Source organism: Nocardioides sp. T2.26MG-1 (assembly GCF_950101795.1).
In the GTDB taxonomy this organism is placed as follows: Bacteria; Actinomycetota; Actinomycetes; order Propionibacteriales; family Nocardioidaceae; genus Nocardioides.
Genome location: NZ_CATNLZ010000012.1, coordinates 74813 through 89448 on the forward strand (window position 1 = coordinate 74813; position 14636 = coordinate 89448).

The 14636-nt window shown below is 70.3% G+C and carries 11 protein-coding genes; 7 read left to right on the forward strand and 4 right to left on the reverse strand.

The window, feature by feature from the left end:
* Positions 1–23: 23 nt before the first annotated feature.
* Positions 24–563, reverse strand: coding sequence for an acyl-CoA thioesterase (locus QQZ14_RS10055; protein ID WP_284534127.1), 540 nt, complete (start codon positions 561–563; stop codon positions 24–26).
* A 31-nt stretch (positions 564–594) separates the two neighbouring features.
* Positions 595–786, reverse strand: a complete 192-nt coding sequence (locus tag QQZ14_RS10060) for a hypothetical protein (RefSeq protein WP_284534128.1) — start codon at positions 784–786, stop codon at positions 595–597.
* Positions 787–957: 171 nt separating this feature from the next.
* Between QQZ14_RS10060 and QQZ14_RS10065 the strand changes: the two genes are divergently transcribed.
* The 3 genes from QQZ14_RS10065 to QQZ14_RS10075 are packed head-to-tail and all read left to right on the forward strand — an operon-like array spanning position 958 to position 4436.
* Positions 958–2346, forward strand: a complete 1389-nt coding sequence (locus QQZ14_RS10065; protein WP_284534129.1) for a wax ester/triacylglycerol synthase family O-acyltransferase — start codon at positions 958–960, stop codon at positions 2344–2346.
* A gap of 9 nt (positions 2347–2355) precedes the next feature.
* The gene (locus tag QQZ14_RS10070; protein WP_284534130.1) at positions 2356–3573 is read left to right on the forward strand and encodes an LCP family protein; all 1218 of its coding nucleotides are present in this window, start codon (positions 2356–2358) and stop codon (positions 3571–3573) included.
* The gene (locus QQZ14_RS10075; RefSeq protein ID WP_284534131.1) at positions 3570–4436 is read left to right on the forward strand and encodes a crotonase/enoyl-CoA hydratase family protein; all 867 of its coding nucleotides are present in this window, start codon (positions 3570–3572) and stop codon (positions 4434–4436) included. Before QQZ14_RS10070 ends, QQZ14_RS10075 begins: the two co-directional genes overlap by 4 nt.
* 17 nt (positions 4437–4453) lie before the next feature.
* On the opposite strand, the gene QQZ14_RS10080 is transcribed toward QQZ14_RS10075, so the two are convergent.
* Positions 4454–5239, reverse strand: a complete 786-nt coding sequence (locus tag QQZ14_RS10080) for a sigma-70 family RNA polymerase sigma factor (protein ID WP_284534132.1) — start codon at positions 5237–5239, stop codon at positions 4454–4456.
* Between the two features lie 281 nt (positions 5240–5520).
* Here QQZ14_RS10080 and QQZ14_RS10085 point away from each other — a divergent pair, with 281 nt between their 5' ends.
* Positions 5521–8055 carry a PAS domain-containing hybrid sensor histidine kinase/response regulator gene (locus tag QQZ14_RS10085; RefSeq protein ID WP_284534133.1) on the forward strand — a complete coding sequence of 845 codons (2535 nt, stop codon included), beginning with the start codon at positions 5521–5523 and terminating at the stop codon, positions 8053–8055.
* Positions 8056–8061: 6 nt separating this feature from the next.
* Here QQZ14_RS10085 and QQZ14_RS10090 read toward each other — a convergent pair whose 3' ends face one another.
* Positions 8062–8388 (reverse strand): plasmid stabilization protein, encoded by a 327-nt coding sequence (locus QQZ14_RS10090; RefSeq protein WP_284534134.1) that lies wholly within the window; start codon positions 8386–8388, stop codon positions 8062–8064.
* A gap of 661 nt (positions 8389–9049) precedes the next feature.
* Between QQZ14_RS10090 and QQZ14_RS10095 the strand changes: the two genes are divergently transcribed.
* The 3 genes from QQZ14_RS10095 to QQZ14_RS10105 all read left to right on the forward strand — a co-directional run bounded on the left by QQZ14_RS10095 (position 9050) and on the right by QQZ14_RS10105 (position 13883).
* Positions 9050–10432 (forward strand): tyrosine-type recombinase/integrase, encoded by a 1383-nt coding sequence (locus QQZ14_RS10095; protein ID WP_284534135.1) that lies wholly within the window; start codon positions 9050–9052, stop codon positions 10430–10432.
* Entirely contained in the window at positions 10425–10610 is a 186-nt protein-coding gene (locus tag QQZ14_RS10100) for a hypothetical protein (protein ID WP_284534136.1), read from the forward strand. Before QQZ14_RS10095 ends, QQZ14_RS10100 begins: the two co-directional genes overlap by 8 nt.
* A gap of 150 nt (positions 10611–10760) precedes the next feature.
* Positions 10761–13883: a hypothetical protein gene (locus QQZ14_RS10105; protein WP_284534137.1), complete on the forward strand. Its 3123-nt coding sequence runs from the start codon at positions 10761–10763 to the stop codon at positions 13881–13883.
* The last annotated feature ends 753 nt before the right edge of the window (positions 13884–14636 follow it).

Consider the following 14636-nt stretch of genomic DNA (forward strand, 5'->3'; position numbering starts at 1 on the left):
CGCGACGCGCCGGTGCGTCCCGATCAACCCTCCGGAGCGCCGTCCGGGGCGCGCCCGGCCTCGATCGCCTGCCGCCGCGAGAGCCGGTGGGCGCGGCGGATCTCGGCCTCGCGCATCCGGCGTACCTCGTCCGGTGTCTCCGGCACCAGGCCCGGGACGCGGCGGGCCCGTCCGGCGCCGTCGACCGCGACGAACACGAAGTACGCCGACGCCACGTGGAGCGACGTCGTCGAGGGGTCGTTCCACGGCTGGGTCTCGACGCGCACCCCGATCTCCATCGAGGACCGGCCCGCCCAGTTGACCTGCGCGAACGTGCGCACGATGTCGCCGACGTGCACGGGCTCGAGGAAGGCCATCTCGTCCATGGCGGCCGTCACCGCGGGGCCGCCGCTGTGGCGTGCCGCGACCGCCCCGGCCGTCGAGTCGGCGAGCTTCATGATCTCGCCACCGTGGATGTTGCCGAGCAGGTTGGCCTGGGCGCTCGAGGTGACCACGGCCAGCGAGACGCGGGCGTACGACGGCGGCAGGCCGTGCTGCGCACTCGGCTCCGGGTCGGCTGGCATGCCCCGCACGCTACCGCCGCGGCCGGACCCGTCAGTCGCAGGCGCCTGGCTCGGGTGCCGGCTTCTCGGCCTCGTCGTCGCTCACCCGGTGAGCGTGGGCGGCCTCGGCCGCGAGGTAGCGGTTCATCCCCGCCCACAGCCGGGCCCGCTCGGCACTGCTCGCCACCCGTGCCGCGCCGGACTTCGCCTCCTGCTGAGCCTGCAACTGCTCGCGCTCAGTCATGGCTCCTCCTCTCGACAACTCCACCATCGCTCCGCCGGTGCCCGGACCGTAGGGCCTTTCGGCCCGGGCCCTTCGGGACCCACGGCGGCCGCTGCGAGGCCGGTCGGCCCGGGCGCCGGCAGCCGGTCGGCGCCGAGACTGGCCGGGACGGATCGTGGGAAGGAGGCCGCCGTGGACCGACTCACACCGCTCGCCGACGCCTTCCTCGAGGTGGAGGACGTCGACCCGGTCGTGTCGCTGGCGATCGGGTCGCTCGCGGTCTTCGAGGGACCCGCCCCGACCTACCGCGAGTTCCTCGCGATGATCGAGGCCCGGCTCCCGCTGGTCCCGCGCTACCGCCAGCGGCTCCGGTCGGTGCCGCTCGACCTCGCGGCGCCCGCCTGGGTCGCCGACGAGGACTTCGACCTGCGCAACCACGTCCTGCGCGCTGCGGTGCCGAGCCCCGGAGGCGCGCGGGAGGTCGCCGGCCTCATGGCGACGCTGATGGCGCCCCGGATGGACCGGTCCCGACCGCTGTGGGAGTGCTGGCTGTGCGAGGGTCTGCCCGACGGGCGGTGGGCGGTGCTCTCGCGGGTCCACCACTGCCTCGCCGACGGCGTCTCGGGCACCGATCTGTACCGGCTCTTCCTCGACCCGGCACCCAACGCGTCCCCGCTGGTGCCCGACCCGGCTCCCGCGGCGCCCGCCGCGACCGACACCGCGTTCGCCGCCCGCGGCCTCAGCGAGCTGGTCGGCTACCCGGCCCGGGTCGCGACCGCGGTCGGCCGGCTCTCGCGGACCCCGGTCCGCTCCGTCAACGCGGTGGCCCACGCGGCGCGCGGTCTGCTCGACCTCTCCGGCGCGGCGCGTCCCGTGCACCCGTCCTCGCTGCTGGGACCGATCGGCGCCGACCGGCGGTTCACCTGGGTCGAGGTCAGCATGGCCGAGGTCCACGACGTACGCCGCCGGTGCGGTGCGACCGTCAACGACGTCGCCCTCGCCGCGATCGCCGGCGGGTTCCGGCGCCTGCTCCTCGGGCGCGGCGAGACCCCCGCCTCCCGCACCGTGCGCTCCCTCGTGCCGGTCTCGACCCGCGCGCCCCGCAGCGAGCCGACCCGCGAGTCGACCCCGGACAACCAGGTCTCGCTGCTGCTGCCCTACCTGCCCGTCGACCTCGCCGACCCGCTCGAGCGGGTTCAGGCGGTGCACCGGCGGCTGCACCGGATGCGCGCGGCCCACCAGCCCGAGGCCGGTGTCGGGATCACCTCGGCCGCGGAGCTCGGGCCGTTCCCGCTGGTGTCGTGGGGTCTCCGGACCGCGTGGCGGTTCCCCCAGCACCAGGTGACGACGGTGACGACCAACGTGCCCGGCCCGCCGGTGGAGCTCTACTGCCTGGGACGCCCGCTGCGCTCACTGGTGCCCTGGGTGCCGATCGCCGACCACCTCCGGGTGGGGGTCGCGATGCTGTCCTACCGGGACACCCTCACGTTCGGGATCACAGGCGACCACGAGTCGATGCCGGACCTCCAGGTGCTCGCCGACGGCATCGCGGAGTCCTGGTCGGAGCTGGCCGCACGGTAGCGTCGGGGCATGACCGATCGCCCCCGGGGGGACGGCGAGCCCGGGGACGGGTCTCCCGACTTCCACTGGTTGTACGGCGAGTCCGGAGCTCCGGACCGCGAGCCGCGACCCGACGAGACCCGCGTGATGCCGACCATGTCGCGCCCCTCCGACGTCTCTCCGCCCCCGCCGGACCGGCCGCTCCCGGGCCAGCCCCAGCCCGGCCAACCACGGCCCGGCCCTGGCGTCCCTCCCCCGTCCTCGCCCCGCGGCACACGCCCGGCGCGCCGACGCCGGGGTCCCGGCTTCTGGCTGCGGATCGTCCTGGCGCTGCTGCTGCTCTGGGTCGTCTACCTGGTCGCGGTGCCGCTGTGGGCGTGGAGCAAGGTCGACAAGGTCGACTTCGAGCCGTCCGGGAAGCGCCCGGCCGACCAGCCCGGCACGACGTACCTGCTCGTCGGCAGTGACTCGCGCGCCGGTCTGTCGAAGGAGGAGCGCAAGCAGCTCGGCACCGGCAACGCCGCGGGCCAGCGCACCGACACGATCATGCTGCTGCACACCGGCGACGGTCCCAACCTGCTGATGTCGATCCCGCGCGACTCCCTGGTCGAGGTTCCCGGCTACGGCACCACCAAGATCAACGCCGCCTACGCCTACGACGGCCCGAAGCTGCTGGTGAAGACCATCGAGCAGAACACCGGCATCCGGATCGACGACTACGTCGAGATCGGCCTGGGTGGGCTGGCGGGAGTCGTGGACGCCGTCGGGGGGATCGAGATCTGCCCCACCTTCGACATGAAGGACAAGCTGGCCAACCTGAACATCAAGAAGGGCTGCCAGGAGGCCGACGGTGCCACGGCGCTCGGATATGCGCGCTCACGGCACACCGACCCGCGCTACGGCGACATCACCCGGGTCAAGCACCAGCGAGAGGTCGTGGCTGCCGTCGGCGGGAAGGTGTTCTCGCCGTGGACCTTCGTCAACCCCGTGCGGTACTGGAACCTCGCGAACGCCGTCCCGGACTTCTTCGCCTTCGGCGAGGGCACCGGCCCGATGCGAGCGGCGATGTGGGCGACCGCGATGCGGAGCGCAGACCTCAGCTGCGTGGTCCCGATCTCCGACCTCGCCGTGCACTGGGACCCCAAGCGCTCCGAGCAGATGTTCCGCTACCTCATCGAGGACAAGACCGGCGACATGCCCAAGAGCCTGTGCACGCCGACCGGGTTGCCGAAGAGCGTGACCGGATGAGCCACGAGACGCTGCGGTGGTCGGTCGACGACGACGGGATCGCCACGCTCACCCTCGACCGGCCCGAGCAGCTCAACGCGTTCGACCTCACGATGGCGCGCGAGCTCGAGAGCGTGTTCCGCACCGACGCCGCCGCCGATGACGTGCGTGCCGTGCTCGTCACCGGCGCCGGACGGGCCTTCTGCGCCGGGATGGACCTGTCGGCCGACGGCAACGTCTTCGGGCTCGACGAGACCCTCCGGCCGACGCCGCAGGAGTTCCGGGCGGCGTACGACGAGCCGCCGTACCACGACGGCGTGCGCGACACCGGCGGTCGCGTCACCCTCGCCATCCACGCGCTGCCCAAGCCGGTCATCGCCGCGATCAACGGGCCGGCGGTCGGCATCGGCGCCACGATGACGCTGGCGATGGACCTGCGCCTCGCCTCGACCGCAGCCCGGATCGGATTCGTGTTCGGGCGACTCGGCGTCGTCCCGGAGGCGGCGTCCAGCTGGTTCCTCCCGCGGATCGTCGGGATCCAGCAGGCACTGGAGTGGGTCTACTCCGCGGACATCCTGACCGCCGACGCCGCGCTCGCGGGCCGTCTGGTGCGCAGCGTCCACGAACCCGACGACCTGCTGCCGGCGGCGTACGACCTGGCCCGCTCGTTCGTGGTCGGCCGCTCTCCGGTGGCGCTCGGCCTGGCGAAGCGGCTGCTCTACCGCAACAGCGCGGCCGCCGACCCGCTCGAGGCGCACCTGTCGGACTCGCTGGCGATGTACTACGCGTCGATCGGCGACGGCTCGGAGGGGGTCGCGTCGTTCCGGGAGAAGCGGGCGCCCCGGTTCACCGGCCGGGCCTCCGAGCTGCCGCGGATCTTCTAGGACTTCCCCAGGTCTGACTAGGATGCCGCGGACGCGCGGTGGCCGGAGGCGGCCTCGGCGTCGGCGAGCAGGCGTTCGCGCAGCCGGGCGAGGATGCGGTTGAGCAGCCGCGAGACCTGCATCTGGGTGACCCCGATGTCCGCACCGATCTCGGCCTGGGTGCGGTTGCCGAAGAACCTCAGCTCGAGGATCCGCCGCTCCCGCGGGGTGAGGCCGCGCATCACCGCGGCCAGCGTCACCCGGGCCTCGGCGGACTCGAACGCCGGGTCGACCGCGCCGATCCGCTCGCCGAGCGAGTCGTCGCCCTCGAGAGCCGGGATGTCGAGGGACGCGGGGGCGAAGCAGCCGCTCGCCCCGAGTGCGTCGAGGACGTGCTCGAGGTCGACGCCGAGGTGCTTGGCCAGGTCGGTGGGCCGCGGCGACCGGCCGAGCTCCTGGGTCAGGTCGCTCTCGGCGGCGAGCATCCGCGACTGCAGCTCCTGGATCGAGCGCGGTGGCCGCAGTGCCCAGCCGAGGTCGCGGAAGTGGCGGCGCACCTCGCCGCGGATCGTCGGGACCGCGAACGACAGGAAGTCGAAGCCCCGGCTGCGGTCGAACCCCTGGACCGCCTTGACCAGGCCGAGGTAGGCGACCTGGTCGAGGTCCTCCGTGGCGACGCCGCGACCGCGGTAGCGCCGCGCACAGTCGCTGGCGACGCCCATGTTGAGCCGGATGATCTCGTCACGGATCCGCTGGGCCTCCTCCTCGGAGGCCCCCTCGAGTTCGTCGAAGAGCCGGGCCGTGGCCTCGCGTCGGTGCTCCATCTCGCACCTCCTAGGACGATTGGCGGCGGACGCACACAGCGTCCGCCGTTTCGATACTCGCAGCGGACCCCAGGTGGCGCACCACCCCTTCGGGCGAGCCACTGGCGGTGGCCGCGGGCGCCCGCCGCACACCCGTGCGAGCCTGCGTCCGCCAGCGGAGCGGCGCCCATTCGCTTCAGTCGGCGCCGAGCCTGCCGAACAGAGTGATGGCTCCGGGCGGGGCCAGACAGTCCTCGACTCGGCGGGGCCACTCGAGCGACTGGAGCCACGAGAAGATGGTCATGAGGCGGGTCGGCGACGCGGCCGTAGGACTGGCCGTCACGGTCGCCTGCGCAGCCATTGTCATCTATGCCGTCGAGTCGTCGGGCTCGCTCTCGGACCGGGCCTACCTCGTCGCGGTGGCCATGATCGTGTCGGTCGCGTGGGCGGGGGCTGCGCACGGCCGCCTCACCCGGGTCGGACTGCTGGTCGCCGTCGGTGTGAGCGTGTCGAGCATCGGCGACTTCATCGAGGTGACGGCCACAGCGGCCGGCTCACAGGCCGAGATGGGGGCCTTCGCGTGGGCGACCGCGCTGGCCTACTTCGGCGGATACCTCCTCCTCGGCGCGGTCGTCATCGAGCTCCTCGCGCCGCACAGCGACCGGATGCGCGTGCTCCGGATCGACGCCCTGCTCGAGGCGGCCGCGCTCGTCACGGTCGGGGTGCTCACCACGTGGACGCTGGCGTCCATCGATGCCGGTGGGCGGAGCACGACGGAGCGCACGATCGAGCTCGCCACGCCGGTCGCCGACCTGGTCCTGGTCATGTTCACGGTACGGGCGATCGTTGTCAGCCGCGGTCGCTCCATCACCAGCTGGCTGCTCGCGGCCGGTGCAACGACCTGGCTGCTCACCGGCGGCACCTTCGTGGTGCTGCGGACCGACCCACCGGCGTGGGTGGAGACCGGGTGGCTCATCGGCCTGCTCCTCCTCGCCCTCGCGGCGCTTCCCCACGAGACCACCGTGCGGAGCCCCGGCTCCGGCCCACCGCGCAACTCCTCTCACTCCGTGATACCCCTCCTGCTCGCGACCGTGCCGCTGGGGGTTCCGCCCCTGCTCAACCTGGTCACCCACCCCGCGCAGCGCGAGCTGTACGTCCCGTACGTCGGCATGGGCATCCTGCTGCTCATCACGCTGCTGCGGGTGGCACGGCTGCTGGCCTCGGAGAGGTCGGCTCGCGCCGAGGCCGCGCGCAGCCGCCGGTACTTCCGGGTCCTCGCGGACAACACCGTCGACGCGATCCTGGTCGTCGACGACCGGCTCGAGGTCACGTTCTGCTCGCGCAGCGCCGAGACCTTCCTCGGCGAGTCCGCCGACGGCAACCTGCTGAGCCGGGTGCAGACGCTCGCGCCACACCTCCACGACGACATCCAGCGGGCCCTCGCGGCCGCCCAGGAGGCGCCCGGGCAGGTGGTCCAGGCCGAGCTCGAGCTGTTGCCCGAGTACCTGCCGAAGCCTGTCTCGACCGCATGGGTGCAGGGCCGGTTCATCAACCTGCTCGACGACCCCGACGTGCAGGGGATCGTGATCTCGCTGTCCGACTCGACCGCACGCAAGCAGGCCGAGCTGGAGCTGGAACGGTCCCGCGACGCCGCCCTCGCCGGGTCGCGCGCCAAGTCGACGTTCCTCGCCACGATGAGCCACGAGATCCGCACCCCTCTCAACGGTGTCATCGGTCTGACCGAGCTGATGCTGACGACGGACCTCGACGACCAGCAGAGCCGCTACGCCGAGGGCGTCCGGGTCGCCGGGAGCGCGCTGCTCCAGGTCATCAACGATGTCCTGGACTTCTCGAAGATCGAGGCGGGCCGGCTCGAGCTGGACGAGGACGACTTCGATGTGGCCCGACTGCTCGACGAGACGGCCGGGCTGGTCGACGCACCGGCCCAGGAGAAGGGCCTGCGACTCCTGGTCTGCTGCGCTCCGGAGCTCCCCCGCCGGCTCCGCGGCGACCACGTGCGACTGCGGCAGGTGCTGCTCAACCTCACCGCGAACGCGATCAAGTTCACCGCCTCGGGCGAGGTCGTCGTCTCCGTCCGCCTCGACCGGCCGCTCACGTCCGACGTGGCCGACGTCCGCTTCGAGGTCACCGACACCGGCATCGGCGTCGATCCCGACCAGCGCGAGCACCTGTTCGACGCGTTCACCCAGGCGGACTCCTCCACCACCCGGCGCTTCGGCGGCACCGGGCTCGGGCTCGCGATCAGCCGCCAGCTCGTCACGGCGATGGGCGGCGAGATCGGTGTCGAGTCGCGGTCCGGGGCCGGCAGCACGTTCTGGTTCACCGTCCCCCTCCCGGTGGCGCTGGTCCAGCCTCGGTCGGCCGGGCCGCCGTCGGTCCGGCCGGACCTCGGCGACCCGCCGGCGACCGGAGCACCGCGGGGCCGGGTCCTCGTCGTCGAGGACAGCGAGGTCAACCGGCTGGTCGCCGTCGGCATCCTGGAGCACCTCGGCTACCACGCCACCGTCGCCCACGACGGGCTCGAGGCGGTGGCCGCCCTGGGCACCGCCAGCTTCGACGCCGTCCTCATGGACTGCCTGATGCCCGGGATGGACGGCTACCGCGCCACCGCCGAGATCCGCCGCCAGGGCCTGGGCGGCCACGCGCTCCCGGTCATCGCCATGACCGCCTCGGCGGTGGCAGGCGACCGGGAGCGGTGCCTCGCCGCCGGGATGAACGACTACATCACCAAACCAGCGACGACCGTCGAGGTCGCCGCGGTCCTGGCCCGATGGGTGCCCGGCGCCCGGAGCCCCACCTCGTCACCGCAGGGGTGAGGAGCCTCAGCGACCCACGGCGCGCTCGAGCTCGGCCTTGGTCATCGAGGAGCGTCCCTTGATGTTCTTGCGCCGCGCCTCCTCGTAGAGCTGGTCGCGCGTGCGACCGCCCGCGCCCCGGTGGGAGCGCAGGCCGCCGCGACGCGAGGAGGAGATGTCCTCGGTCGAGGTCCGGCTGCGCTGCTTCGCCTCGCCGCTGCGGGCCCGCTCCTTGTTCACGGTGCGGGCGGCGATCTCCTCGGCCTCGTCCTCGGAGCGGCCCCGCTCCTCGAGGCCCTCCTTGATGTGGTCGTACTGCCGCTCGCGCTTCTTGCTCCACTGCTGCTGGGGCATCTCGCCCACCTCCTTCGCATCGGGTGCGCATGAGTACCTCGTCAGTACCCGACCCGACCCGGGGGATGCCCCACCCAGCAGGCGGCAGCACTCGGCTCAGAGCTGCGACTGGACCCCCGCGAGGAGCTGCCGTGCCATCACGATCCGCTGCACCTGGTTGGTGCCCTCGTAGATCTGGGTGATCTGCAGGCTCCTGCGCCAAAACGGTCTCTGACCTGCTCATTTGTCGCAGGACCGGCACAGAAGTGGCACAGCGTGGCCGCAGCGCGCAGGCCTCTGTGGCGAGCCTTCGCCCTCGTGATGGGAGAAATCTCGAGGGCACAGTCGAAGGGCATGAGTGAGTTTGCGAGGTGCCGCTGCCTCGTCCCCAGAGTCCTCGATGTGGCCGGCGTGGCAGAGATGCTCGGCTGCAGCGAGCGGCACGTCGACAAGCTGCGATTCGCGGACCCGGACTTCCCGCAGCCCCGGTGGGTCGGAACCCTGCCGCGGTGGTCGGAGTGGGCCATCCACCAGTACGTGCTTGAGGGCGCCACTCGCGCGGCGGTGAGTAGCGCTCCTGCTGGCGCAGACGCGAATGCGGCCTGCAGCCTCCCCGATGGGGAAGGTCCCGCGGACGCGAAGAGGCCGGCGGCCGGCAGCCGACGCCGGCGGAGGTCCACCGATGTCTGACCCGGCCTGGGGGCCGTCGACTGCCCGCCCTCCGCGTGGCTCCGACCCCGTCCGCATCGTCGCAGGCGGCCGACGCATCGCGTACTGGGAGAGCGGCATCGTTGGGGCCGGGAGACGGGTCTTCGAGCGCACGCGTCCAGAGCTCGCAGCCTTGCGCGCCGATGCGCTGCGCGCGCAGGTGTTGCGCGGACGCGGTCTGGGTCCCTTGTCTCAGGCGCCGCTGGTCGAGGTGATGCGCGCTCTGGTGGCCCACCTTACGGATTCCGGCGCCCCCGAGAGCAGTGTGAAGCAGTACCGGTCGAACTGGAACAAGTGGGTTCCGGAGGAGGTTCGGGAGACGCGCTGCTGTGACTTGGAGTGGCGACATTGGACGTCCATCTTTGACGGTTTGTCCCGTCAGCAGGCATCGGTGGGGACCATCCGTTCGGTCGCACGAACGATGGGAACGCTCCTGAAGTTCGCGGTCGCGCGAGGCTACTTCGACGACATCGAGCCGTTCACGACTCCGAGTCGTCGCGCCGCGACGGTGAGCGAGGCGGTCACGTCTGCCCGTAAGCGCACGGATGCTCGGCGCACCACGGTCGGCCTGGCGCAATGCCCGACCCGGGAGGACGTCGAGCGGTTCGCAGCGGCTCTCGAGACGTTCTACCCCGGCTACGGCGAACGGCTGGCGCTGCTTGCGTACGCAACCGGCATGCGCATCGGTGAACTCCTAGCCCTTCGAGTCGAGGCCGTTCACCTCACCGCGACTAGGGCCACTGTCGACGTCAACGTTCAGTTGGACCGGGCGAGGGCATGGCCGGCTACGAAGCTCCCGAAGGGCGGGCACACCAGGACCACCATCGTGTGGCGGGCCTACCGCCACGTCATCGAGAGCCTCGCTGAGGACGCCGTGGTACGGGAAGGGCCGACCGAAGGTGTCCTCTTCCCTCCACCGCGACCAGTCACCGACTGGGCACAGCTCGCCGGGAGTCTCGCCTGCGCAGCTGCGGAAAGTTGCGGCTTCGAGTGGCGGCTTCACTGGCTGCGACATGCCTGGGCCTCTGTGTCCCTCGCGCCGGTCACCGCGGGAGGGTATGGCCTGGACCCTGCGTCGGTGCAGGTCTGGCTGGGTCATCGCAAGATGAGCACGACGCTGGACTACTACGTGAACCGGCAGCACGGTGACGAGGAGACGGCCTACGCGGCTACCGTCCGAAAGCCACCGCCGGGGTCCAGTGTCGCCGCGGGCGACGTTGCGATGTCCGGTGACATCACGGCGCAACACGTGGGCGCCGTCTCGGCCGTGCGCTCACCCCAGCTGGTGCTCACGGACGTGGTGGCCGGCTCGGACCCAGTTGTCACGAGCGCGGTCGGGGAGATGTCGGATGAGTGACGTCGACGGCTGGCGGCGTCCGGCTTCGCCGCACACCTGCTGCGCGGATTGCGAGTGCGCGCAGCTGCTGGTTGGCGGCGAGATTCCGGAGTCTCTGACGGAACTGAAGCGGCTTCAGGCGAGCCAGGTCAGGTTCCGACTGAAGCCGCATCTGGCCGAAGACCCGGCGCCGAGGTAGCCGCGCCGACAACTCTCGACGGTCGCAAGTAGCGCGGAATCGACCATGCACTTTCCAGCGAGTCCCACCATTTTTCGTACTAAAGCTCGAACCGTTTGGTCCTAGAGACTGAGTCGGAACCGCCAGTCAGAAAGCAGAGGTACCACCCCGATGACGTCGACACTCCCAGGAGCCGAAGCAAACGCGCAGCACGCGCTCGTCCTCCAGAAGCGTGACCGGCTGCTTGCAGGCGGACTGTACGAGGAGCGCGACGGAATCCTCATCGGACCCCGGTGCCCGCAGGCGGTCGCGAGCGTCATCTCACTAGGGCGACCCGTCATGATGTCGGCACGCCAGAGCGGCCGCCGGTCCACTGGCGTAACGGACAACGTCGCCCGCGACGCGTACGAGGCAGCGGACGTGCTCTTCGCTGAACTCGACATATATGTCGCTCATCTGCTGCCGACCTACGACCATCTTGCGAGCCTCATCATGAGAAGCACGAACGTGGTCCAGGCGGTGGAACTGGAGACCGGCAAGCCGTTCACCTGCGCCTTTGCGCGTTATGACCTGAGGTCCCACGGCCAGGCGCTGTTCATCACGCTTACCGCGGGCAGCGCAGCCAAGATTGACTCGCGTCGCCAGTCACCCGTCATCGTGAACCTCGCCGACGACGTTGCCGAGTGCGAGCCGAGCGTGTTGTGCGGGAAACGAGCCGACCGTATCCGGCGAACTGGATGGGAACAGGCTCCCATGTGGACCCAGTTCGCGGCACTCGTAAAGCGGGGCGTCACGGTGACCGTCGTCGATGGCAAGACGGGCGTGTGGCGCGACGATGACTTCGCGCAGGCTCAGCATCTCGTCGACGGCAAGAAGGACCGGCAGGTCGCGCTCACCCTGTTCACGACGACGCGGACAACGATGCTCTCGAGAATGGCCCGTGCAAACAACACCGACACCGGGGCCATCCGCATGGTCGACGGCTACCTGCCGTTCGCATTGCCCAGCGCGACGCCGCCGGGACTGACGCGCATCGAACTCGTGAGCGAGCCGGTCACGGGCGTGACGAAGCGGCTCTACCTTGACAGCCCGAAGCACTACCCATCCCCCGCATTCATCAAGAGCGGGCTGCCAATAGTGCGCGACGACCGGGGGAAGCCGGCCGACCAGGTCAAGAACATCCGCTGGTACCTGAAGAACGCTGGAAAGCCGAACTGGACCGTCGGCGAACTCGGCCGAGAGATGGTCCGACGGGGCTACTCCACCGACGAAATCCGGTGGAGGCGCGGTCCGGCTGGCCGGTGGACCGAGGAGCAGAACTACGACCTCCAGGTGGCCATCTGGTCGAACCTGGACTTCTACGAGACCGGGAGCTTCCAGCGAACCATCCTCGACAAGACCCTGACGTTCGTCGACGTGTGGCCGAGCCCCGGGAAGCGGTGGGCGACCCAGGAGGACTTCGACCGCATCAGAGCGTGGCGCGCCGGGGAGACTCAGCGTGTCTCGCAACAGGCGGGCAGCACGTTCGTGAGCCTACGTGTCGAGTACAACGGAGAAGTCCGTCGACTCGAGCCCGTGACGGTCTCATCAGTCGGCGAACCCGGCTCTTCCACGGTGAAGTACCTTCTCGAGAAGGACCGGGTCGCGTCGCGCGCCGGCGACGTCGGCTCCGAAGACGCGGTAGGCGTTGTCGAGGGGACCCCGTCCTCGCGACCCGTTGTCTGGCTGGAGCACGAGTGGATTGCCGACGCCATCCTGCAGGCGTTGCGGCGTGCTCAGCGAGCGCCGGCCGCCCGCGTTGTCGCAGAGGAGATGGACGAACAGCTGGCCAAGCTTCGTGCAGCGGTCGCGGCCGCCGCAGGCAGGGTGCGCACGGCCACCGAGGAGATGGCGCGCATCGAGCACGACAACGACGAACTGGTCCCAGGTACGTCAGAGCATGTCATTCCAGCCGACATGCGTGCGACCAAGTGGCGTCGGCACGCCGACCTCTCGGGGGCGCTCCCGCAGCTTGAGGCGGCGGTTCTTCAAGCCGAGTTGGCGTACGAGCACCATCGGGTTCGCCTCGCCGAGATCCAGCGCGGCATGGAGGTCGCGGCGATTGCCGACGTCCTCGTTTCGCTTCTGGACCCGCGGGACACGACCTACCGGGCGCTGTGGCGCGCCACCATCCACAACCTCAAGGTCGTGTGCACAAGGCGAAGGCAGTTCAGTCTTCACGGGCGCCTGGTTGAGTTCAGCTTCGATATCCACGTCTCCGATGGCGACGTCACCGTTGCCGTTCCGGCGTCGGGACGCCGGATGCTGGGGCGTGCCGCAACGGCTGACCAGCTTGCTGACGAGCTCCTCGAGGACCTTCGAGAAGGCCAGCCACTTGAACCCTATGAATGCGGCCTGCGACGGGCGGCCATGTTCACGCTACGTGAGCGGCTGCGGTGCACTGACGGTCGCGGCAGCTTCCTGAAATGCCGGCAGCCGGACCTCCTCAAGCTCGGGATGGCGGTCTTGTTCCCGTCCGACGGACCAGACGTCACCGCCGCCGGAGACAGCGAGACGAACCTTGCCGCTTCCCTTGCGCTTGTCCTGCGCGGGGACCCAGCCCTCATCTCGGTCTTCACCCACCCGGAGGTCCTCGCCGAGCGGATGCTTCGCCTGTATGGGGAGCTCCATCCCGGTCAGAAGCACTGGGCACATCCCGTTGGCCGAGTACACGCCCAGGCGGTCCATGGCGCCAGCGAGCGCGCCGGGAGGGTTACCGCGGCGGACCTCGGAAGCCGACGGCTTCGGGAACTGGCTCGTTCGCTTCGGCGTGGCCCATGGGCCGCGGAATGGGCACAGGAAGGCTCCGACCTGGTGCTCAGACCGTGCCCGTCGTGCGGGTCCAGACGTAGGGCCGTCTTGATCTTGCGCGAGGTCGATGGGTACGTGTGCTGCTCGTGTCGAGCTGACTCGTCGGGAGTCACGTGGCCCACCGACCTCTTCGGCGCGTACGTCGTGGATGAGACCGGCCTGGCACCGGCCAACGGGGAGTCACGCCGGCCTGTCGCTAGCGTCGACAAGAAAGACGATGGCGCCCGGAGAACACCTTGCGTGAGCAGGGCTCGCACGCTGTCCGAGCCCGAGGTTGTGGAGCTCGTGCGGGCCTACTGCGAGGAGCAGCTGTCTATGCGCGAGCTCGCGGCGCGGTTCGGTCTGAACCGCAAGGATGTAAGCGCCCTCCTGCATCGCCAAGGCGTCGTGAGACATTCGGGCCGGTCACGTGCCGTAAGGGTCGGCGACGCCACCGAGGAGTGACTGGTGCCACCGCATCCGAACCTGTCACGGTCCGTACGGAGGCGGTCCAGCTCAGTCAAAGAGCACACTCACCGACCAAGACGGCTTCGCACGTCAGCTGCGCTCCCGGCCGACACGCTGGTAAACCGACATCCGCTGTGCGGAGATGCGACGGCTGACCGAGACGGCATTCCCGCCCCGCTCGCACCGCACGATCCTCACCAGGGGTGCGCGCAACCCGTCTCGGAGAGCAGATGCTGGCCAGGCGGCTCCTGCGGTGGGAGCTACGCCCCAACAGAACCATCCCCGGCCCGGGCCGGGTCGCTCGGAATACCGGAGTCACATAAGCGCTGGAACTGCCAATGCATCTGGCTCTTGCCAGCTCCGCATCGCCTTCGAGGTCAACCCTTCCACATCGAATATGTATAGGTCTACACTTCATCGATGCAGTCAGCGGCGCGCGGCTCGACTGGTGGTGAGGTTGTACGCGGGCTTGCAGACCCGGCGGTACGCGCGGCCGTCATCCGGGAGGTCGAGGCATCCAACGTCGTGGAGCTTGCCGGTCGTACGCTCGACCTGCAAGTCCCCCGGCATCGGCTCGTGTGGGACGCCCTGGTGGCAACGACGCTACCTGAGCGCAGGCCCTGCGAACCCTCGGCTGTTGCCCGTTCAACATGATCGGCTCGAGTCGCCCTCGTGGCGCCAGGAGGGACCTCCACCACAAGCGCCGATGAACGGGTCCGCCATCCAACCTCGGAAGCACCCCGTAGGGCT

Excerpts from the sequence above, each read along its gene's own strand:
- QQZ14_RS10055 (WP_284534127.1), bottom strand. The coding sequence starts at position 563 with ATGCCAGCCGACCCGGAGCCGAGTGCGCAGCACGGCCTGCCGCCGTCG.
- QQZ14_RS10060 (WP_284534128.1), bottom strand. The coding sequence starts at position 786 with ATGACTGAGCGCGAGCAGTTGCAGGCTCAGCAGGAGGCGAAGTCCGGC.
- QQZ14_RS10070 (WP_284534130.1), top strand. The coding sequence starts at position 2,356 with ATGACCGATCGCCCCCGGGGGGACGGCGAGCCCGGGGACGGGTCTCCC.
- QQZ14_RS10075 (WP_284534131.1), top strand. The coding sequence starts at position 3,570 with ATGAGCCACGAGACGCTGCGGTGGTCGGTCGACGACGACGGGATCGCC.
- QQZ14_RS10080 (WP_284534132.1), bottom strand. The coding sequence starts at position 5,239 with ATGGAGCACCGACGCGAGGCCACGGCCCGGCTCTTCGACGAACTCGAG.
- QQZ14_RS10085 (WP_284534133.1), top strand. The coding sequence starts at position 5,521 with ATGAGGCGGGTCGGCGACGCGGCCGTAGGACTGGCCGTCACGGTCGCC.
- QQZ14_RS10090 (WP_284534134.1), bottom strand. The coding sequence starts at position 8,388 with ATGCCCCAGCAGCAGTGGAGCAAGAAGCGCGAGCGGCAGTACGACCAC.
- QQZ14_RS10095 (WP_284534135.1), top strand. The coding sequence starts at position 9,050 with ATGTCTGACCCGGCCTGGGGGCCGTCGACTGCCCGCCCTCCGCGTGGC.
- QQZ14_RS10100 (WP_284534136.1), top strand. The coding sequence starts at position 10,425 with ATGAGTGACGTCGACGGCTGGCGGCGTCCGGCTTCGCCGCACACCTGC.
- QQZ14_RS10105 (WP_284534137.1), top strand. The coding sequence starts at position 10,761 with ATGACGTCGACACTCCCAGGAGCCGAAGCAAACGCGCAGCACGCGCTC.